The organism is Flectobacillus rivi, assembly GCF_030056655.1.
In the GTDB taxonomy this organism is placed as follows: domain Bacteria; phylum Bacteroidota; class Bacteroidia; order Cytophagales; family Spirosomataceae; genus Flectobacillus; species Flectobacillus rivi.
In genome coordinates, this window is the sequence record NZ_JASHIE010000019.1 from 1 (window position 1) to 22,598 (window position 22,598).

Below are 22,598 nucleotides of genomic sequence, written 5' to 3' on the forward strand. Positions count from 1 at the left end.
ACACCCTTCTTGGGCTTCGTTCCGCTACGCTACACTCAGCCCAAGAAGGGTTAAATACATAATCAAAACAATCAGATTATGTATATTTTTAAACTGTACTAAAAATGGGAAGCCGACAATACCACCAAATGTTCAAGTTTTTGGTTTGGTTATTATAATTGTAGCTTAATGACCAATCAGATGTTGCTGTTGGCTGTAAATTCGGATTCCCTTTCGCTATGTAATAGGGGTTTGAATTGTCAAAAACGGGTAATAAGTACGAATAAGAGGGCAAACTATAGTTTTTGTTATAGGTCAAAGTAAGGTTGTTGAAACTGATATTCAAGTTGGGATTCAACTTCTGAATATTCCTTTGAATAGAGTTAGTTTCTGCCGAAGTATTCAAATGAGACGTCAAAAACGTTTCGTCAATTCCTGCTACAATAGTCAGTTTTTTGTACTGAAATGCTAACTTTTGTGCCAAAAACACCTCATGTTGTTGGCGCTCAAAAGAACCACTAAGTACAGGATTTAAGACACTAAACGAATCACCAAGTGGGTTGGCGTACAGCATCTGAGTGGTATTTTTGATTTGAGTAAAACTATATCTATTCGTAAATCGAAGCGTGAATAGTTTATGAATTGGTTCATAAAAACTTACTGATAAACTACCAAATGCTTGTGGTAAACGAACTTGTCGCAACTGATTTTGGAGACTATCATATCTACTGGGATATAGGTAGTTTAGAACAGAACTTGTCATGTAATCGCTGGAATTATTGCCAATGTTAAGACTTTGGACAATCGACATCAACCGTTTACTGTTAGTCTTTCCTGTTCTGAGTAGGTAAAAAGTATGATTGTAATTGTAGTTATTAATATCATTTGACTGATTGATATTCCCCTTGCTTAGCGCACCTAAATAATTATTTTCACTAGAAATCAGCACATTAGGGGCTTCTCTGACCAAACCTGCAGTGTATCCTGCATTGAAATTGAGGGTTGTCACCGAATCGGTTTTTATCTTAAAGCCACCTCCTACACTATGTCCGTAATTCTTGGTAAGTACATTGGTTACTCTGTGATTGGTGATAATAGTATCTCCGTTATATAACTCTGCCAAGCGGTCTGTGTTGAGTCTATTTCGGACTTCGCCAAAATAATATTGTAAATAAAATGACTTCTTGACGTTAGGAGCATGATTAAGGTTAAAACCTCCACCATTACTGGTAGCAATACCAAAATTGGTATTTCCGCCAAAATTTACGCCATTGATGTCGACCATACTGCCATTCATGCCGTTATTGATGCGAGTAGAGTTGGAGCTTCTGTTGGCATTACTTCTGCGCAATCCGCCATTATTCATTAATTCACTATAACTAAAACCTGGTCGATTAAGGTTATTGCTGTATCCCAAAACGCTGACTTGTAGAGTGTCTCTGAAAATGTTCATAATGCCCCCTAGTTCATATACATCCTGTGTACCACCGCCTGCATAGACTTTTCCAAAGGCACTTTTCTTATAACCTTTTTTCAGGGTGATATTAATTACCTTTCCGACATTACTGGTATTGTTATCACCGTTCAACAAGGCTTGTTCTTTATCGTCGACTGCTTGGATTTTATCAATGGCGTTGGCAGGAAGGTTACGAGTCGCCATTTTGGGGTCATCACCAAAGAAGGATTTTCCATCCACCAAAATTTTGTTGACAGCTTTGCCATTCATGGTGATATTTCCATCAGCATCGATACGAACCCCTGGCAGTTTTTTCAATAAATCTTCTACCAAGGCATTGGGTAAAGTTTTAAAGGAATTAGCATTAAACTCAATTGTATCGTTTTTGACTGTGATAGGAGGGCGCTCGGCTGTTACAATTACCTCATCAAGACTTTTGCTGGTCATTTGCATCTTGATTAAGTCGAATCGTTGTGATGGGTTCTGAGAGGTCAATGTAAAACTTTGTCGGTAGGCCTCATTTCCTACATAGGTTGCCAAAAGTCGCAACGGAACATTGACTGGTAGGTTGGTAAACTTAAATTCTCCTGATTCATTACTAATACGATAGGAAACGATAGAGGTATCTTTAGCCAAAAACACGGTTAAAGTCGCCATTGCGAGTGGCTTTTGGTCTGAGCCAACTATTTTACCTTGAATAGAACCAGTTTGAGCAAAAGTTGCCACAGAGCCTAAAATTGCTAGAAGTAGAGGTAAGAGTTTTTTCATAAAATAGATAAATGCTTGATGAATAGATTTGATGCAATGACACCCAAAAAGGTTACATGTTGCATGTAAGAGCGATTTTATGAAGGAAATGTTAAGACAATATAAATTTTCGTGGCAGGCTATTTCTAAAAAAAATACTATAAAATTGAAGTTGGGTTAGGTTCTTTTGAGAAGGGAAAACTAAATAGCCATTCTATGAATAGAAGAAGTATTCGTAGCTTTCATGCAAAATAAATCTATATTTCTAGCTTATTCTTCAAAACTGGCTTTTCAAACAAATAGTTTTCTATTGTGTTATTGAAAATAGGGGATAAAACTTCTACTTTCACCCAATGGATTCTAAATGAACTTTTAAAATATTGGATAATGTGAAAAACTTTTATATCTTTTCAGGTATAACCATAATTCAAGCTAAATTTGCTTTAACAGTCAGTAGATCCTTATTTTATAAACCAAATCCAAGTCCGCCAAGTACATTTTTGAGCCTGAAATAGTAGTTAAGCTTATTTAACGGTTCGGAAAGTTGTTTTATTCCTCTTACCTTTATTTAGATTTGGAATAATCGGCCTTAACATTGATGTTATGACAATAATTTTAAATTTGGTTGCTATCGCAATCACTTTAGGGAGTCTAACAAAGGCTTTCACTCGACCTTACTCTATATCAAAAACTATCTGGGGAGCTGTAACACTATTGTGGGCTTGGTTTCTCATCATGAAAGTTTGTATCACTACTCGACTTATTCAAGATTATCCCATCAGCGGTCTTTTGTTGGTGGCTCGTCCCTTCTACATTGCGGGTCCATATCTTTTGTATTTGTTTATTGTCACGCAAAGAACCTACACATTTACGGTTAAAAATGTTTTAATGCAGATACTTCCATTTTTTGTCGTTGTTATCGATTTGATTCCGTTTTATACGATGCCGTTTGAGCAAAAAATTGAACTCATTCGACATATTGAGGCGAAGGATTTGTTTACTAAAACCTTTGGTTGGATACCTTTTGTATGGATTCCCTATGCGCAAAGTATTCTAGGATTTATCTACCTAGGTTTAGTTTGGAAATTTGTGGTAAAAACACAAAACGCTTTTACCAATGAAAAATTGTTGCCTCAATGGGATGTCTTTTTTGTAGTGGGTTTTTTATTGCTGTATATTTCAAATGGGTATATGTATTTGCTTACCAATGAGTTACTGAGAGAAGTCGATCAAAATCCTTTTATGGATAAGGTTTCATTAATTCATTCCTTGATGACTTTTGTCCTGTTTGCTTCGTATTTCGTTATAAAAGATAGCTCTTTGAGAGCGACAGTAACGTCTTCAGCAGAAAAATATCCTCTTGAAGAGCTCGAAGAATTAGCGAAGATAAGTACTACAAAAGTGGATAAAGAACCTGATATTATCAATCTTCAAGATTTTGAATTGATTAAAATTGCTTTAGAAAAAAGTAAATCTTATCACAATCATAAATTTACGATTTCAGAATTAGCAATGGAAGTCGGGATTCAACCTTATGCTATTTCGAATGCCATTAATACTGTAGCCAAAATGAACTATAACGATTTTATCAATAGCTACAGAATCAAGGCATTTACTGAAAAAGTTGTCTCTAAAGAGTATCAGAATTATACCATAGAAGCCATTGCCAATGAATGCGGTTTTAAAAGTAAAAGTACTTTTTTTACAGCCTTTAAAAAGCAAACAGGTCTAACCCCCAATCAATATCTTAAAAAACATGATATGGAGTTGGAAGAGTAGTAGCTAAGTAATCAAATATAAACTAATAACGCTGAATTTAGGTTTGTTGCTTTAGTGCAATTTTCTGATTATCATTGTATTAATTGAAAGTTTGATTGAATATTTATTTGTCTTATTTCCTAAATAATGACATCGTTCTACACTAATGTGAATGTTGTTGAATATCTCCATTGAAACGCCTATTGAGACTTTTACCAAAATTCCTTATCTTTGTTAACCTCTTTCCTCGTTAATATTTATACTAAAATTAGTCCACCATATACTGAAACTTTACTATGAAAATCAAATCTCTTCTACTCATCGTGACTTGCTCGTCACTATCATTGTTTTCTGCTTGCAAAAAAGATATTGAGGACCCGCTCAATGGAAGCTCAAACGTGGAAGTTTGTGGCATAAAAGACCCAGTAAATAATCTAAAATGGCTTTCTGACAAAATGAAAGTATACACTTTTGGAGATAATGCCGATAAGCTTAATGGTGTTGTCTTGTTTGAATACAAGGGTGAAAATGTCATAGAAATACAATGTTCTATTTGCTCATCTACCAATATTCATCAATACAAATGCGATGGGACTTTGTATGATTTTTCTAATTCCAATAACTTTCAAGATTATGTGAAAAACCGAAAGAAAATAGATGTTTTGTATGGAACTGAAATATGGAAGTATTCAAACTGATTTCTGACAAGTATATTGTTTGATTTTTGTAATATTTCATTTGAATTGGATTAGATTCGGTGTTCGATTGTGAAGTACTTTCGTGAAGTTTTTGAAAAGTTGAATAAAACGTGTTCGACTTCACTACCTTTGTAATCATTTTGATACAATAGCAATCTCCCGAATGAAAAATCGCAGTATACTAATTCTTATTCTTGGTTTATTATCAGCCATTGGTCCCTTTTCAATAGATACTTATCTTTCTGGTTTCCCAACCATTGCCAAGGATTTAGGTGTTACCGTCGACGAGGTCGCTTATTCTTTGTCTAGTTTCTTTATCGGTATATCGGTAGGACAGTTAATTTACGGTCCTCTGCTGGACAGATTTGGGCGTAAAAAGCCTTTGATGATTGGCTTATCTATTTATTTGGTAGCCTCACTTGCCTGTGCTACCGCCAATTCAGTAGAGGTGCTGATTGCAGCCCGATTTTTACAGGCATTGGGCGCTTGTGTAGGTATGGTCGCCCCTCGTGCGATTGTACGAGATGTATTCCCTGTAGAAGAAACGGCAAAAATATTCTCCCTACTGATGTTGATTTTGGGTGTGTCACCCATTATTGCACCTAGTGTAGGAAGTTATATGATTACCTTAATGGGTTGGCATAGTGTGTTTTATATGCAGTTTGGCTTGGGTGTAATCTTGTTTTTAGCCTGTTATTTTGCTTTACCTGAAAGTAAAAAACCTGATGAGTCAATTTCATTAAAACCTAAAGCCATCATTTTGTCATTCATTGACATCCTAAAAGTACCTCAGTTTTACACGTACGCTTTTGCAGGTGCGCTGATTTCGGCTGGGGTATATGCTTATCTATCGGGTTCGCCCTTTGTGTTTATGAAACTTTTTGGGGTTTCAGAAAAGGAATATGGATGGATATTTGGCTTTTTAGCAGGAGGCTTGATTGCAAGTAGTCAAGTGAATAATCTTTTACTGAAAAAATACAGTAGCAGTCAGGTAGTACGTGTTTCTTTACGTGTCCAAACGCTGGTTGGAGTGATCTTATGTCTAGTAAGTATTTGGGGCTGGCTCAATTTATACAGTGCTTTGGCTTTAGTGTTTCTATTTTTATGTTGTCAGGGCATTAGTTATCCCAATTCTTCGGCTTTGTCTTTATATCCATTTACCAAATCTATCGGTGGGGCATCGGCATTGCTAGGTGCTTTACAAATGTGTTTTGGGTCGTTGGCTGCCGCTGCGGTGAGTATGCTTAGCAATGGCACTAGTGTTCCTATGACGGCTGTGATGGCTGGTTGTGCCGTATTGGGACTAATTGTTTTTGCTACAGGTGTTTCTAAATTGAAACATGGATAGATTCAAAGTTAAAGTATTTAATGGTGAATGTAGAATTGTGAATTATGCAGATATTGGAGATTTCCGAAAGCAGAAATCCCCAATCTGCAATAGTTTTAATTCCTTCGCAAAGTGCTGACTCACACCTCATCACTCAAATCTCTTTCCTAGCTACTCAGTTTCTGGAGTTGTTGCTGAAACATTCGCTCGTATTTTTCGGCCTCGGGGGCTTTGGCATTTTTGAGGCTTTCAACAATAATTTGCATTTGGAAGAGAGCAAATTGTATATCTTGCTCGTTGCTTGCACGGCGATTTTTTCCATAAAAATCTAATAATTGATTATTGCGATTCATCATCGTATTGGCGATTTCCATAGCGGAGGCATGGTCACCAATGGTCAAATACAAGCTTACAAAACCCGCTGATACATGGTCGTACGGAATAGATTGGTCGGGCATGATACGTTTGCAATAATCTAAGGTATCTTTTGCTTTTTGGTATTTACCCTCATGAGCAAACTGGCTCGCCAAACGTTGAAAGGATAATCTCCCCATGGTAGTTGGTAACTGATAAAACTCGGAATGATGATATACTTGAGGGTTGTCAAGATTTTTCCAAACCATTTTTTTCATCAAATTACGCTCCAATACGGCTGTATTCACAATTCCTTCGGTAGCACCTTCGATTTTTACAGGCATCAATCGATAGGCATAACCTTCCAATTGCATAAACTCTTTCATATTGAGGTAACTCACTTTGCTGAGTGAAGACGCAAAATAAATCGGACGTTTCCAGCCATTGGCAGCGTTTTGGGCAATGATGTCAAGCTGTACCAATTGCGGTTTCAGAATGCCTGATGTACCAATTGACCAATTCATTTGGTTTGTTAGCAAAGGTTCTACGTCTTTAGGTACAAAACCAGCTTTTTTGATTTCATCTATATTTACTGGAATCGTAAGGTTTTCACTTGGCAAAATATTAATCGAAGTGCCGTCTTGCAACGGTACTTTGATAGCTTGATTATCATCTTTTACTAATTTGAGATATTCAATCAAATTGATACCACTTTTTACATTTGGATTTTCATAAAAAAGAATTTGATCGTTGATCCCTTCTCGTAACAAATCTTCAGAAATAGAAACAGGCAACGCCTCCGACTCGTAGGTTTTTCGTTTCATTTGCTCAATATACCAATCCGTTCCTAATAGCGAGAGATTACAAACTCGCACATCTGTACGGAAACCCTCTACCTCTTGTACATACCAAAGCGGAAAGGTATCATTGTCGCCAGCGGTGAATAAAATGGCATTTTTTTCACAAGAGTTTAACAAGTTTTTGGCAAAATCCACCTGCTGATAACGATTGCTACGATCATGGTCATCGTAGTTTTGTTGAATCAAAATCACAGGAATGACCAACGATGCTAAACTGGCTAGTCTACCCGATAGTATAGGTTTACGAAGAAACTTGTTTGCCCATTCCGTTAATTGTATAACGCCTAATCCAATCCAAATACAGAAAAAGTAGAACGAACCGACATAAATGTAATCTCGTTCGCGAGGCTCGGTAGGAGGGGCATTCAAGAAAATAACTAATCCTATTCCTGTTAACAAAAACATTAAAACGGTGGTCAAAAAGTCTTTCTCATTTTTTTTCATCAAAAAGAAAAAACCAATCAAACCCAAAATTAAAGGTAGGCCAAAGTAATTGTTGTGAGATTTACTACGAGCGGAAAGAGCTGAATAGGGACTTTTGCTGATAAATGACATACCAGCATCTTGGACATCGCTATTACGACCAATAAAGTTCCATAACAGATAGCGCATATACATGTGCCCCATCTGATGCGAAAACAAATAGCGAAGATTGTCACCAAAAGTAGGTTTTTGTCCAGGTGCTAAACCAAGCATCTCAGCGTATTGCTTCGGATACTGTTCCATTGGACTAAAATATACCCTTGGGAAAAGCATTTCTTGCTCTTTGGGAAAAATCAATTTTTGTCGGTAATCATAAATCTCGTATTTGCCATTTGACATTTTGTATTGAGGCTTGCCACGCTCTACATTTTCAACCTCTGCCGTGTAAATAGGACCATATAACAACGAACGCTCGCCGTATTGCTCACGTTTGAGGTATTTTACAAAATTAAGAATGTTACTTGGGTTATTTTCGTTGAGAGGGGTATTGTAATTGGAACGAACCAACGCCAAAGTATATGACAAATAACCAATAAGTACGAAGCACAAAGCCAGCAAACTCACGTTTAAATGTACTTTGTTTTTAATAATCGAATAGCGAATAGCGCCAATAAGAGCTCCTAAGAAGAGAATCAAAAATAGACTTACGCCAACACCATAAGGCATGCCTAATCCATTGGTAAATAATAATTCAAACTGGAAAGCCATTGATGGTATGCCAGGAATAATTAAGGAATTGATAATGCCTAAAATCACCAAACCAACCAATAACGCCAGAAAACCTCCTTTATAACTTGGCTTATGATTTTTCTTGAAATAATAAATTAATGCCAAAGCTGGGACAGTCACCAAATTAAGTAAGTGAACCCCAATTGACAAACCCACTAAATAGGCAATGAAAATCAACCATCTATTCGCAGCGGCTTCATCTTCAATAAGCTCCCATTTGAAGGCTGCCCAAACCACAATCGCAGTAAAAAATGAAGACATAGCGTAAACCTCCGCCTCGACTGCCGAAAACCAAAATGAATCAGAAAAAGCATACGCCAAGGCACCAATAAAGCCTGCACTCAGGAGTGTGAATGCCTCACTTTGTGTTAAGTCTGAAAAAGGTTTTTGATAGGCTTTGCGACCAATTAAAACAATTGTCCAGTGCATAAACAACACGGTCAGGGCACTCGTCAGTACCGATAGCATATTAATCCAATAAGCCACTTTGGTGACATCAGCCCCTGCAAATAGGGAGAAAAATCTGCCAAGCAAAAGAAACAAAGGTGCCCCTGGTGGGTGCGGTACTTGTAATTTGTAGGCACAAGCGATAAACTCGCCACAGTCCCAAAATGAAGCTGTAGGTTCTACCGTCGCTGCATATACGATAAAGGCAATAACAAACACTGCCCAACCGATTCCATTGTTGAGTTGTCGAAATGATGTCATAGTATGTTGGATTTTAAGAAGAGCAATAGGTACTTAGCTTGCGTGCCAGTACCTCACAGTACTTTCTTGTAGGTGAAAATGTTTTGATGTTGAAAAATAGAAATTAGAGGATTCTTGTCGTAGCTAGCATGCAAAAGCAATCCATGACACAAAGGAAAATACATTTTTGTTATGTCCTGAAAATCAGGTTTGTATTTAACACTATTTAACTTAAAATCATTTTAACATTTGACAGAAAGCCCAGCGTTTTTTAGGATTTATTGAAGTATAATAGCTCAAAAGCATCAAAAAGATTGTACTAAATCAATATTGTTTTTGACGTCTCTAATGAATTTCTGAAATCCGATAGATATGTCCAGTTTTGTTGAATTATCTACCGAACTTTGAGGTTAGAAAAGTATTACGATCTATCCAAGAAAACTTAATTAATTGTTGACAGACAGCTCTTCACACTTGTTGTCAATCATTTTTGAAATCATGAAAAAACATTTTTTTCCACTCTTCCTAGGGGGACTCGGCATCGGTACTACCGAATTTGTGGTAATGGGGATTTTACCTGATATTGCCAAAAATCTAGGAGTTAGTATCACTGACGCCGCTCACATTATTTCTTCTTATGCGGCAGGCGTAGTTGTTGGTGCACCTTTATTGGTGTTGTTGGGAAGTAAGTATCCACCCAAAAAGATGCTATTGTTCTTAATGGTAATTTTTACCATTTTCAACTCATTATCCGCTTTGGCTCCTGATGCGACTACTTTGTTGTTCTTTAGATTTTTAGCAGGTCTACCTCATGGTGCATTTTTTGGTATTGGAGCAGTAGTAGCAAGTCGCTTGGCGGATGAAGGCAAACAAGCACAAGCTATATCTACGATGTTTGCAGGTTTGACAATAGCCAATTTGTTGTTGGTGCCTATTGGTACATGGATTGGCCACGAGTATTTGTGGAGATATACCTTTGCTTTAGTAACCATCATAGGATTAACCACCTTGTTATTCATCAATCTTTGGTTACCAGCCTTACCATCGGATCAAAATGAAGGAGAAAGTACGATGTCACAGCTAGAACTTTTTAAGCGTGTAGATGCTTGGTTGGTTATCGTGATTACTTCTATCGGAACGGGAGGTTTGTTCACTTGGATTAGTTATATAGCGCCATTGATGACTGAGGTATCTCATTTCTCAGCAAATAGCGTTTCGTGGATTATGGTTTTGGCAGGCTTTGGTATGGTTGTAGGAAATATCATTGGTGGAAAGTTAGCGGATAAATTGCCAGCCGTTCAAGCTTGTTTGTGGTTGTTGGTTGCGATGGCGGTGACATTATTGGGCATCCATTTCTTCTCAGAAAATAAAATCATCTCTTTGATATTGACATTTATTGCAGGCGCATTATCTATTTCGTTGGCAGCACCAATTCAAATTTTGATGATTAGTACCTCAAAAGGCGCCGAAATGCTGGGCTCTGCGGCCACGCAGGCGAGTTTCAATATCGGTAACTCATTGGGTGCTTTCTTAGGTGGTTTGCCTATAACTTATGGTTTTGGTTACAATACACCCGTTTTGGTAGGCATGGCAATGGCATTAGTAGGCGTATTTTTCTCTTTTGTGTTAAAAAGAAGATTGTCTTATGCTGAATAAGTAGAAAAGAATCAAGGTGTTAAAAGAAAGGTATCTGTAGAGACGCAATGATTGGGTCTCAAGCAGAGTTATATCTATCAAACATGATTCATCCCGAATTTTAAGATTAGGGTTATTCTCCAAATTTTTGATGCTATTATACTAGATTTTATTCAGCTTAAGACGCAATCATTGCGTCTCTACTGATGGAACACATATTTTTACATAATCACTCACTCGCTAAATCACTAAATCGCTAAAATTCGGAATAATTTATATTTTCATCTGAGTGTCCCTGCATATAATTCCGAAATCAGAAATCCCAAATCTGATATAGATTTCACCCTAAATTCCTTTCGTTTTTTTATTTTTTTCTTTCCGAATCATTAAAAAGCATAATTTTGAAGTGAAAAATGAAAACAAATCGATTGAAGAGGCTCTTGGCTTCTTTGATTATTAAAATGAATACCATGTCGGAAATAAAATTAGATAGCATTCCAGAAGCAATTGAAGCTATTCGTAGAGGCGAAATTATTATTGTAGCTGATGACGAAGACCGTGAGAATGAAGGAGATATGATTTGTGCATCGGAGGCCATTACGCCAGAATTAGCCAACTTTATGATTAAGGAAGGTCGTGGTTTGATGTGTGTGACTTTGACAGAAGATAGATGTGCCGAATTGGGCTTGAATATGATGGTGGGAAATAATACCTCCTCTCACGAAACGCCTTTTACAGTATCAGTAGATTTGCTGGGGCATGGTTGTACAACAGGTATTTCGGCACCAGACCGCGCCAAAACCATTCAGGCATTGGTCGACGAAAATACAAAGCCAGAAGAATTGGGTCGCCCAGGACATATTTTCCCTTTGAAAGCTAAAACAGAGGGTGTTTTACGTCGTACAGGACATACCGAAGCAGCGATGGATTTTGCCAAACTAGCAGGATTCAAACCTTCTGGCGTGCTCATTGAAGTTTTAAACGAAGACGGTACGATGGCTCGTTTGCCAGATTTGAGAAAAATAGCTGATAAGTTTAATCTTAAACTGGTTACAATCAAAGACTTGGTAGAATATCGTCTGCAAACCGAATCGCTCATCAAAAGAGAAATTGGCGTAGATATGCCAACAGACTGGGGGCATTTTGATTTGATTGCTTTTCGTCAAAAAGATACAGGTGATACACATTTGGCCTTAGTGAAAGGAACTTGGAAAAAGGATGAGCCTGTACTCGTGCGTGTTCACAAGTCAAATGTAGTTGGTGATATTTTCGGTTCAACACTTTGTGATAGTGGTCAACAATTGAAAAATGCTATGCAAGCCGTTGAAAATGAGGGGAAAGGTGTGATTTTGTATATGTTCCAAGATGGTAAAAGTGCCAACTTAATGAGCGATTTGAAAAAATACAAACTTCAAGAAATGGGTGTTAATCAAAGTACTGAAATTACACCAAACGATGAGAGAGACTACGGTATTGGGGCGCAAATTTTAAGAGATTTAGGTATCTCCAAAATCAAATTATTGACAAATAATCCTAAAAAACGTGCAGCATTATTCGGTTACGGTCTCGAAATCGTAGAAACTGTGACCTTGGGATAAAGGTTTTTAATCTACATTTCAGCTTAAGACGCAATGATTGCGTCTTAAGCTGAGTAATATCTAGTAAGTTTTCAAAAAAAGCGGTCGAAAAACAATTTTCGACCGCTTTTTTGATTCAGTTTCAAAACTGTTAAAAAACTAATTCAAGATAATGTCTTGAACTGGTATTAAAAAACATTTCGTATTCTTTACTTTTTATGTAAATTCAATTCGGAAAATCTTTGTTTTATTTATTATTAACTTTTGTTTTGTTTCGAATATGCTTTAAAATAACTGGTTTGTGGATTTTTCTATATTTACTCGCAAATTAGTACAAAAAATATTTTCGTTTTGTTTCTTTTATTTGTTTTTGTTTTCTATTTTTGTTTCAAGATGAATAAAAGAGCAAACGGAAGCTTAAAATTATCTAGACATTATGCTCCCAAATCAACGTAGAGAAAAGATTTTAGAATTATTAAAGGAAGATGGTTCCGCTAAAGTGGCCGACTTGGCTCGCTTGTTTAAAGTAACAGAGGTTACCATTCGTCAGGATTTAGAAAAGCTGGAAGCTGAAGATTTGATTATAAAGGAACACGGTGGTGCTTACCTCAAAAATGTTGAAGATCAAGTAAAAAGTTTTTCACTGATTCATCAAGATAACTTAGATAAGAAAGAAAAAATCGCAGAAAAGTGCCTTGAATATATCGAATCAGGCGATACCATTATCCTAGATTCGGGAAGTACAACAACCGAGATTGCCAAGAAAATTAAACACTCAGGAATACGAAACCTAACCATTATCACTAATGCTTTGAATATAGCCATGATGCTCGGTGCTGAGCCGAGTATCGAGGTGATTATGACAGGAGGGGAGTTTAAACCACCCACCTTGTCGCTAACAGGACAAAAAGCTGCTGATTTTTTTAAAGGCTTAAATGTGCAAAAATTATTCCTAGCCACGGCTGGAATTTCCCTAAAATCAGGCTTGACTTACCCAAGTATTAGTGATTTAGTCGTGAAAAAAGCCATGATAGATGCCGCTGAGATTACTTATTTGGTGGCAGACAGCACCAAAATTGGCAAAAGTGCTTTGGCAAGCTTAGGCGCATTGAGTTTGATAGATTATATCATTACTGACGACGCCATTGAAGACAAACACAAAGAGGTTTTCAGAGATAACGAAATAGAGGTAATAATTGCCTAAGGGAAAAGAAGGAGATTTAACAGGCTTCTTTTACAAAAAAATTAGATTAAATAATATCAGGTATTTGCATTAAAATCATTTTTTAATGCCTGATATTCTTTTGTCTAATTTTTTCTAAAGTGCTGATATTTAAAGTTTTACTTTTGGATTCAGATTCAGGATTTCTAATTTATGAAATGATGTAAAATACCATTATTACTTTTAAAAAGAGGCTTATACTTCCGAAATCCAACATCCGATATCTGAAATAGATAATAATTCATAACTCATAATTCAGCACTAATACTGATATCTGACTTTATTCAAATTTAACTTGAAATAGGATAGCGATTTATCCCTAAAAAACAATTGAAATGACACTTGGCGTTATTATTGGAAACAGAGATTTCTTCCCAGACAGTTTAGTCGAAAAAGCAAGAACTGAAATTATTGAGGTATTCAATAGCCTTAAAATTAAGCCTATTTTGTTGGATACTACAGATACAAAATTAGGGGGCGTGGAGACTTTCAGAGAAGCTCAAAAATGTGCAGATTTGTTCAAAGCCCATCGTGAAGAGATTGCAGGGATTTTGGTATTATTGCCCAACTTTGGTGACGAAAAAGGCGTAGCAGATACCCTCAAATTAGCCAATCTCAACGTGCCAGTATTGATTCAGGCATACCCTGATGATTTGAGCAAAATGAACGTGGTCAATCGCCGTGACTCATGGTGTGGTAAGATTTCGGTTTGTAATAACCTTTATCAATACGGCATTAAATATACCTTGACGAGCCAACATGTTTCTGCTCCTGCTGATCCAAATTTCCAAAGAGATTTACTTGATTTTGTGTCGGTATGTCGAGTGGTAAAAGGCTTAAAAAGTGTACGTATTGGTGCTATTGGCGCTCGTCCAGGGGCATTTAATACAGTTCGTTATTCCGAAAAAATCCTTCAAAGAAACGGTATTACGGTAACGACTTTTGACTTGTCTGAAATTTTGGGACGTGCCAATAAATTAACAGGCAATGACGACAAAGTAAAACAGCATTTGGAATCTATCAACGCTTATGCGTCTAAAGGTAGAACGCCAAACGAAGCCATGATTCAGATTGCCAAATTAGATGTGGTTTTGAAAGAAATCATGGAAGAAAATGTGCTAGATGCGACTGCTATTCAATGTTGGACTTCTTTACAACAAAACTACGGTTGCAACGTATGTACAAGCATGAGTATCATGTCTGAAAATATGTTGCCTTCAGCATGCGAAGTAGATGTAACAGGAACACTTTCAATGTATGCGATGCAATTGGCATCAGGCTCGCCAAGTGCATTGGTTGACTGGAATAATAATTATGCCAATGACGAAGACAAATGTGTGTTGTTCCACTGTGGTAACTGGGCAAAATCCTTCTTGCCAGATATTCAAATTAGCAATGCACCAATTTTAGGAACTTCGGTAGGCGTCGAAAATACGTATGGTGCTTTGGACGGACGTACTCCTGCTATGCCATTGACCTATGGAAGAATTAGCACCGACGATCCTAAAGGTATTATCAAAGCTTATATTGGCGAAGGTGAGTTGACCAATGACCCATTAGAAACATTTGGTAACCGTGCAGTAGCTCAAATTCCTGATTTACAAGGACTCATGAAATATGTTTGCCGTAATGGATTTGAACACCACGTGGTAATGAATGCTTCTAAAACAGCTTCAATTCTGGAAGAGGCTTTAGGAAATTACATGGGTTGGGAAATCTATAAGCATTAGCAATAAGTGCTTTAGGCGATGAGCTTAAAAGCAATGTATTCTGAAAACCTTTTCAATATCAAGTTATGAGTAAGCTGAGTTTGATTTTTTCTTTTTTCTTCCTCGCACAAACGGTTATTGCACAAAAACCTGTGCCCGTAAAACCACGTATCCTTGTGAGTACGGATATTGGAGGAACTGATCCAGATGATAATCAGTCAATGATTCACTTACTCATGTACAACGAATTGTTTGAAATAGAAGGCTTAGTTTCGTCACCGTCTTATGGCGACGGAACGAAGGAAGAGATACTTCGCACAATAGACCTATACGAAAAAGACCTTCCAAAACTCAGAAAACATAAACCCGAATTGTCATCACCTGATTATTTACGTTCGGTAGTAAAACAAGGACGACATGGCGCTGCCCCGTTCAAGGGATATGCTACCGCAACAGAAGGTTCGAACTGGATTATTAAATGCGCCCAGAAAAAAAGTGATAGACCTTTATGGGTTTTGGTTTGGGGAGGATTGGAAGACTTAGCACAAGCATTACATGATAAACCAGAGATTCAACACAAAATAAAAGTATTTTTTATTGGTGGACCTAATAAGAAATGGAGTGCCAATAGCTATGCTTACATTGCTAAAAACTTTCCGAATCTTTGGTTTATTGAATCAAATGCGTCTTACTACGGCTTTTTCTCAGATAGTGTTCCAGATACTTTGAGTAATAAAAATTACTATAAAAACTACATAAAAGAAGCAGGCTTTTTGGGTAAAGATTATAAAGATAACCGCTACAAGGGTGTTCTTAAAATGGGCGACACTCCTTCATTGTTATACATGATGGATGGTAATCCCAGCAATCCCATGAGAGAAAACTGGGGGGGTAGTTATGTGAAATTTAAGCATAGTCCAAGAGTACTATTTAACGGTAATACATCGATTAGGGATACAGTAACCGTATTTTCTATTGTTGAATTTATGTTTAAAGGACCTGTTGTAAATATTTCGCCCGACTCTGCATGCCTGACAATGACAGTAAAGTCTGAAATTGGAGAACAAAAATGGGATGGTTTTTATCTTGGAAATGGAAACTATGTGGTAAGGTACTGTCCAAAACGTACTGAAACTTTAACCTACACGGTAACATCGAGTATTAGTGGATTTAACGAGCAAAACGGCACGTTTGTAGTAGATAATATTTGGCCAGGAAAACCTCATAATACTGACTATCAGTTAGGGACAAATTGGTACACAGATAGGTCAAACCCCGAACTGTATGATGATATTTGGCAGGGAGGTAAAACTGTACTCAAATGGCGAAATGATGTACTACTAGATTGGGCAAAACGTTGGAATTGGCTTAGGTAAGAGATTCGTTATTTGTTTATGAGTAATGAGAAGGGATTCGCTAAAAACCAAGATTCACCTATCTGAAAAATGCTTGAAGAGTGCGAAAGTATTGTGATATTGAATAAATTCCACTTAGCGGGTGAATTTATTCCCCCCATGACTTGAATATTTATCCAAAAACCAATTATACAATTTATCAAGATGTGCTCAAAAATCGGCTGTTTAAAACTAGCGAAGCTTTTTGGCTTGGCTATCCTCATGAATCTTGGCTTTCTTTCGGTGAAAGTTGTAGCTCAAATTTCAACAAAAAAAGAAAAACCTAGAATCATTATAACAGCCGATCCAGAGCTTGACGACAACAATTCATTGATTCGTTTTTTGTTGTACAGCGACAATCTCGACATTGAAGGATTGATTTATGCCAGCAGCGGATTCCACTGGAAAGGCGATGGAAAAGGTACTAAATGGTCTGTGCCGGGCAGAGAATATGTTCGTTTTGGTTTAAATCTTTGCCCATGCGAATCATGGCGTTGGGCAAAAGATGAAAAGTTTATCCATGATATTGTGGGTGCCTACGAAAAAGCATACCCTAATCTTAAAGTTCATAGCCCAGAATATCCTGCGCCAGCCATACTGAAGTCTAAAATTAGATATGGCAATATCGAGTTTGATGGCGATATCTCCAAAGACTCAGAAGGCTCAAATTTGATTAAAACACTTATTTTAGATGATAAACCTGGGCAATTATTTATAACTGCTTGGGGAGGGCAAAGCACCATCGCAAGAGCCTTAAAATCAATTGAAGAACAATATCAGTACACCACCCAATGGGAGGCTATTCAGAAAAAGATTACTAAAAAAGTGGTTTTATTGCCTTCTGGTGACCAAGATGATACTTACGCCACCTATATCAAGCCGCACTGGCCTACTATCGAATATCGCCAATTTAAGGATGTTCCTAATTACGGGTACGGCGCTCAATTGAACGCAAAAGCAGAAGATGCTTCATTTTTGACTGCTAAATGGATGAACGAAAATGTAAGCAGTCGTGGACCATTGGGAGCGTTATATCGTGTTTGGGGTGATGGAAAACAAATGGTGAAAGGCGATATTCTTGACTATTTTGGTTTTTCAGGTTTAACGAATGAAGAGCTTAAGAAAAAAGGATATGCCGTTTGGATGCCTGTACAAGAAAAAGGCTCATGGTTGGGCGAAGGCGATGACCATACCTTTATGAATATGTTGGGCAATGGGCTACGTGCTTATGAAGATGGCATTTATGGAGGATGGGGTGGTCGTTCGATTGCTAAAACGGAGACTTCCAATAATTTCTTTATGCTCTCGGATACTAGTGCAAACGCAATGGCAAACGTGTTGAGTAATGCCAACAAGCAAGCCAAAGAAAACACATTTCCTAACTTTTTTCCACAGGCACAAAAAGATTTTTCTGCAAGAATGCAATGGTCGGTAACGCCAAAATTTGCCGATGCCAACCATCAGCCGATTGTAAGAGTAGAAGGTCCATTACAAATAATGGCTTCGGGTGGGGATAAAATTCGATTGAATGGATTTGTGTCTGACCCCGACGGAAATGCTGTTCAGACAAAGTGGTGGCAAATGAATGTAGGAACTTACACGGGTAAAATAGCGATTTCGAATCCTAATAGTACTCAAACTGAAATACAGATTCCAAAAGAGGTACAGGCTGGACAAACTATCCACCTAATATTGGAAGCAACAGATAACGGGAAACCAGAGTTGACTAGTTATCAAAGAATTATTATTACCATTAGAGCAGCAAAATAATTAGCTGATACTTAAACGAGATTTATTTCAAGAAGCTCAAACACTATGAACATCAAAGAATTAGAAGAGAAATCCAAAGCATATCGCAAAAAGATTCTCAAGTATATCTACAATGCGAAGGCAGGACATACAGGAGGTAGCCTCTCGATTATTGACATTTTGAATGTGCTTTATAATAAGGTATTGAATGTTTCTCCTGAAAATTTTAATTCATCCGAAAAAGACATTTATATCCAAAGCAAAGGGCATTGTGTAGAAGCTTTATACGTGGTCTTGGCCGACAAAGGTTTTTTCCCTGAAGATGATTTATTGACGCTTTGTCAGTATCAATCGCCTTACATTGGTCACCCAACCAAAAAAATTAAGGGAATGGAGCAGAACACGGGTGGTCTAGGACATGGTTTGTCTATTTGCTGCGGGAGTGCTTTGGCTGCTAAAAAAGATCAATCAGACGTGAAAGTTTACACCGTATTGGGCGATGGCGAAATGGCAGAAGGCTCCAACTGGGAAGCATTTATGTTTGCAGCGCATTATAAGCTCGATAACCTTTGCGCTATTTTGGATTACAATAAACTCCAAATTACCGCTCCGAATGCTGATGTAATGGGCTTAGAGCCACTCGATAAAAAACTAGAAGCTTTTGGCTGGGCGGTTCGACACGTTGATGGCAATGACGTAGAAGCCTTGGTGAATACCTTTGATGCACTTCCCTTTGAGGAAGGAAAGCCTTCATTTATCATTGCTCATACGACCAAAGGAAAGGGCGTGAGTTATATGGAAAATGTCTTGAAATGGCATCATGGCGTACCAACAGCCGAGCAATATGAGTTAGCCTTGGCTGAGATTGATGGCTAGATGACGTATAGTAGAATGAGTTAATAAGCAAAGATCAGTGCTGAGTAAGTTTCAACTATTGCAGATATGGGATTTCTGATTTCGGAATAAAGAGCGGTTTTAAAATATGAGCCCCAAAGTGGCTATACTTTCGAAATCCAACATCTGAAATGGCAACCGCAAGGGTTGCACCTACACCCAAAAAACTATGAATAAGAACTCTGTTGAACAAAATAAAAACCTTTGTATTTATTTTTCTGAAATCCTGTTGTTTGAGCCGCAGGCGAGTTTAGGATTTCTTGACTTTCTTTTGTTACTTTTCTTGTGTCAAGACAAGAAAAGTAAGGTGTGGCGAATGGAAATTTTGTTTTTATAACAAATGCCAAATAAAATTTTTAAAAATACTCTAGTTAGCATACAATATATCAAACACATAAACAGTAAATTTATGGGTCAAGAAATAACTAATATTCCGAAAGGAGTAGGGCTTGCCAATTTGGAGGTCTTCGCTTCAACCTTGGAATCGCTCGCCCAAGCTGATAAAACCGTTTTTGCAGTAACCAGTGACTCAAGAGGCTCAGGTAAATTAGTGGCATTTGGACAAAAACTTCCAGAGCAAATTGTAGAAGTGGGTATTGCTGAGCAAAATTTAGTTGGCGTAGCCACAGGTTTGGCGAGTATGCGTAAGAAAGTTTTTGCGGTTTCACCCGCTTGTTTTTTGACGGCTAGAGCCTTGGAGCAAATCAAGAATGACGTTTGCTATTCAGATAATCCAGTCAAACTTATTGGTATTTCAGCAGGTGTAAGTTATGGTGCCTTAGGTAGTACACACCATAGTTTGCACGACTACGCAGTTTTGAGAGCCATCAATAATATTACCATTATCGCACCAGCGGATAACTTCGAAACGGCGGAGGCTATTCGCCAAGCGGCTGCTATGGATTCGCCTGTTTATCTTCGTTTTGGGAAAAAGAATATGCCCGAAAAAATCGAAGAGGTTGAGCATGCGACCAGCTTCGAAGTGGGCAAAGGGCGTGTAGTAAAAGAGGGATCAGATTTGACCTTTATCGCTACTGGCGAGGCCGTTTGGCCATGTCTAAAAGCCGCTCAAAAGTTGGCTGAAGAGCATCAAATTTCTGCTACAGTGGTAAGTATGCATACCATTAAACCCTTGGATCAAAGACTGATTTTGCAATTAGCTTCACAAAATACGCCAATTATTACCGTTGAGGAACATTCTGTGTATGGTGGACTTGGTGAGGCTGTAGGTTCGGTGCTTTTACAAAACGGTTGCCATAACAAATTCAAAATCGTAGGCTTACCAGATGAGCATACCGTTTCGGGTTCACAAGGTGAGATTTTTGAACATTATGGTATTTCAGAAAAGGGATTGACACAATCAGCTTTAAACATTTTAGGCTAATATGAAAAAATACATCCTCATAACGGCATCGCTGATTTTAGGAGTTTTTCTGGTAAGTGCTTGTTCAAAAAGCCAGTCGAATGAAAAGAAGAAAGTAGCGGTAGTGATTTCTACGCTCAATAATCCTTGGTTTGTAATCTTAGCTGAATCGGCTGCCGAAAATGCTAGAAAACTAGGTTATGAAGCCAAGATATTTGATTCTCAGAATAGTCCTGCCGTAGAGTCCGACAATTTTGAAAACCTTATTTCTTCTGAGTTCGACGCTATTCTTTTTAACCCAACTGATGCTGATGGGTCGGTTTCCAACGTGCTTCGTGCCAAAGCCGCTGGTATTCCAGTGTTTTGTATGGACCGTGAAATCAATAACGATGATGCTGCTACCAGTCAAATTTTGTCAGATAATTATTCGGGTTGTGTCGAGGTAGGCATTGAGTTTGTAAAAGCCTTGAACGAAAAAGGTACGTATGTCGAGATACTTGGTTTGGTGGGAGACAACAATACTTGGGCACGCTCAAAGGGTTTTCATTCGGTTGTTGACAAATTTTCTAATCTCAAAATGGTAGCTCAACAAAGTGGTGATTTTGACCGCAATAAAGCCATGGAGGTTTTGGAAACCATCATGCAAGCACATCCTAATATCGATGCAGTTTTTTGTGGCAACGATGCTATGGCGCTAGGCGCTTATCAGGCATTGCAAGCTGCTGGAAAAGCCAATGTAAAAGTATTTGGTTTTGATGGTGCTTCGGAAGTCATCGAAAAAATTAAGGAAGGTAAAATCGTCGCAACAGGTATGCAGTATCCAAAAATTATGGCAAAAACTGCTGCACAATATGCCGACGAGTATTTGAAAGGTAAGCGTGACTTTCCACAAAGAGTACCTGTAGAAGTAGAACTTGTGAATAGTGCCAATGCGAAAAATTATAAGTAGTAACGGAGTAAGTTATTAGTTAATAGTATATCAGTTATTGGATTATGCTCAAAGTCAAAAAGATAATTCAAAAGTGTAATACAGATATATTATTAGTTTAATCTTTCCTGATACTTAATGTAAGTAAAGTATTGATAGTTAGTATTTTATATTCAAAATTCAGCATTAGTATTGTACAAAGGTTGAGCTTTATCATTAAAATACAATTGGTGTAGTGGTAACTCTTGCAGTTACCGCATTCAAAATGGCAACCGCAAGGGTTGCAACTACATCCAAAAAATAATAAATAAGAACACTTTTGAACAAAATAAAAACCTTCTTACAGTACTAATTCGGCATTCATAATCAATCAAGTCATTAAACCACATTATCGTGTGAGGTGACTGTTCTCTCAAGAAACTTATAACTATGAAAAAAATTATCATTTCTTCTGTCTTGGCAGTTGTGGCTATCTACAACTCCATCTACATAGAAAGTTTAGATGATTTGAAGCAAAAAAAGGATTCGAATTTTGATTTTGCTAAATATTCACAAGACTTATATCAACAAATACTCGCCAAATCGCAAGCGGTAGAGCTATCGCAGTTGTTGTCGTCCTTTGCCGAAAATGACCATGCCAACATTGCCAAATACGGCAATAGGTTAGGCATAGGAAGTACGGCGTATTATCTTGTCAAATGCCAAGCCAAAATTTTGGAGGTTCAGGGCGATAGATTGAAAGTATTGGCAGCAGGCAACAGACCATTGGAAATAGATACAAAATTCATTTTTGGTAATGCCATTCGTGATGCTTCGGGTTTGGTAAAATTAACAGATTTCAAAACTACGGCTGAGTTCAACAAAATTTCAGAAAGCTTAAATACGATTATTCGTGAAAAAGCTATTCCTGAAGAACTAAAAACCATTAAAGCAGGCGATACCATTGACATAGTTGGCGCAGTAAAGCTGGGTGAAAAACAACATGACTTGTTGAATTTGAGTGTATTGCCCATTAAGATTTCTAAAATATAAGCGTTTCCACAAAATCA

14 protein-coding genes and 1 pseudogene are annotated in these 22,598 nt (G+C 37.5%); 13 read left to right on the forward strand and 2 right to left on the reverse strand.

The window, feature by feature from the left end:
• Positions 1 to 88 precede the first annotated feature (88 nt).
• On the reverse strand, positions 89 to 2,203 hold the full coding sequence (locus QM481_RS22030; protein WP_283383355.1) for an outer membrane beta-barrel protein: 2,115 nt from the start codon (positions 2,201 to 2,203) through the stop codon (positions 89 to 91).
• 582 nt (positions 2,204 to 2,785) lie between these two features.
• On the opposite strand from QM481_RS22030, the gene QM481_RS22035 reads away from it, so the two are divergent.
• The 3 genes from QM481_RS22035 (at position 2,786) to QM481_RS22045 (ending at position 5,986) form a co-directional block, all read left to right on the forward strand.
• Positions 2,786 to 3,961 (forward strand): helix-turn-helix domain-containing protein, encoded by a 1,176-nt coding sequence (locus QM481_RS22035; protein WP_283383356.1) that lies wholly within the window; start codon positions 2,786 to 2,788, stop codon positions 3,959 to 3,961.
• Positions 3,962 to 4,236: 275 nt separating this feature from the next.
• Positions 4,237 to 4,638 (forward strand): hypothetical protein, encoded by a 402-nt coding sequence (locus tag QM481_RS22040; RefSeq protein ID WP_283383357.1) that lies wholly within the window; start codon positions 4,237 to 4,239, stop codon positions 4,636 to 4,638.
• A 163-nt stretch (positions 4,639 to 4,801) separates the two neighbouring features.
• Positions 4,802 to 5,986 carry a multidrug effflux MFS transporter gene (locus QM481_RS22045; RefSeq protein WP_283383358.1) on the forward strand — a complete coding sequence of 395 codons (1,185 nt, stop codon included), beginning with the start codon at positions 4,802 to 4,804 and terminating at the stop codon, positions 5,984 to 5,986.
• 146 nt (positions 5,987 to 6,132) lie between these two features.
• On the opposite strand, the gene QM481_RS22050 is transcribed toward QM481_RS22045, so the two are convergent.
• The gene (locus QM481_RS22050; RefSeq protein ID WP_283383359.1) at positions 6,133 to 9,099 is read right to left on the reverse strand and encodes a glycosyltransferase family 117 protein; all 2,967 of its coding nucleotides are present in this window, start codon (positions 9,097 to 9,099) and stop codon (positions 6,133 to 6,135) included.
• A 477-nt stretch (positions 9,100 to 9,576) separates the two neighbouring features.
• On the opposite strand from QM481_RS22050, the gene QM481_RS22055 reads away from it, so the two are divergent.
• The 10 genes and pseudogenes from QM481_RS22055 to QM481_RS22100 all read left to right on the forward strand — a co-directional run bounded on the left by QM481_RS22055 (position 9,577) and on the right by QM481_RS22100 (position 22,581).
• Positions 9,577 to 10,734 (forward strand): MFS transporter, encoded by a 1,158-nt coding sequence (locus tag QM481_RS22055; RefSeq protein ID WP_166553745.1) that lies wholly within the window; start codon positions 9,577 to 9,579, stop codon positions 10,732 to 10,734.
• A gap of 449 nt (positions 10,735 to 11,183) precedes the next feature.
• A pseudogene (ribB, locus tag QM481_RS22060) lies at positions 11,184 to 12,305 on the forward strand (3,4-dihydroxy-2-butanone-4-phosphate synthase); the annotation flags it as partial.
• A 421-nt stretch (positions 12,306 to 12,726) separates the two neighbouring features.
• The gene (locus tag QM481_RS22065; RefSeq protein WP_166553744.1) at positions 12,727 to 13,494 is read left to right on the forward strand and encodes a DeoR/GlpR family DNA-binding transcription regulator; all 768 of its coding nucleotides are present in this window, start codon (positions 12,727 to 12,729) and stop codon (positions 13,492 to 13,494) included.
• Positions 13,495 to 13,847: 353 nt separating this feature from the next.
• Positions 13,848 to 15,242: an L-fucose/L-arabinose isomerase family protein gene (locus QM481_RS22070; RefSeq protein WP_283383361.1), complete on the forward strand. Its 1,395-nt coding sequence runs from the start codon at positions 13,848 to 13,850 to the stop codon at positions 15,240 to 15,242.
• Between the two features lie 65 nt (positions 15,243 to 15,307).
• Positions 15,308 to 16,597, forward strand: coding sequence for a nucleoside hydrolase-like domain-containing protein (locus QM481_RS22075; RefSeq protein ID WP_283383362.1), 1,290 nt, complete (start codon positions 15,308 to 15,310; stop codon positions 16,595 to 16,597).
• A 183-nt stretch (positions 16,598 to 16,780) separates the two neighbouring features.
• On the forward strand, positions 16,781 to 18,385 hold the full coding sequence (locus QM481_RS22080; protein ID WP_283383363.1) for a DUF1593 domain-containing protein: 1,605 nt from the start codon (positions 16,781 to 16,783) through the stop codon (positions 18,383 to 18,385).
• A gap of 45 nt (positions 18,386 to 18,430) precedes the next feature.
• Positions 18,431 to 19,240, forward strand: a complete 810-nt coding sequence (locus tag QM481_RS22085; RefSeq protein ID WP_283383364.1) for a transketolase — start codon at positions 18,431 to 18,433, stop codon at positions 19,238 to 19,240.
• A gap of 427 nt (positions 19,241 to 19,667) precedes the next feature.
• Positions 19,668 to 20,642 (forward strand): transketolase family protein, encoded by a 975-nt coding sequence (locus QM481_RS22090; RefSeq protein WP_283329093.1) that lies wholly within the window; start codon positions 19,668 to 19,670, stop codon positions 20,640 to 20,642.
• A gap of 1 nt (position 20,643) precedes the next feature.
• Positions 20,644 to 21,570 carry a D-ribose ABC transporter substrate-binding protein gene (locus tag QM481_RS22095; protein ID WP_283383365.1) on the forward strand — a complete coding sequence of 309 codons (927 nt, stop codon included), beginning with the start codon at positions 20,644 to 20,646 and terminating at the stop codon, positions 21,568 to 21,570.
• 408 nt (positions 21,571 to 21,978) lie between these two features.
• Positions 21,979 to 22,581, forward strand: coding sequence for a DUF2291 family protein (locus tag QM481_RS22100; protein ID WP_283383366.1), 603 nt, complete (start codon positions 21,979 to 21,981; stop codon positions 22,579 to 22,581).
• The last annotated feature ends 17 nt before the right edge of the window (positions 22,582 to 22,598 follow it).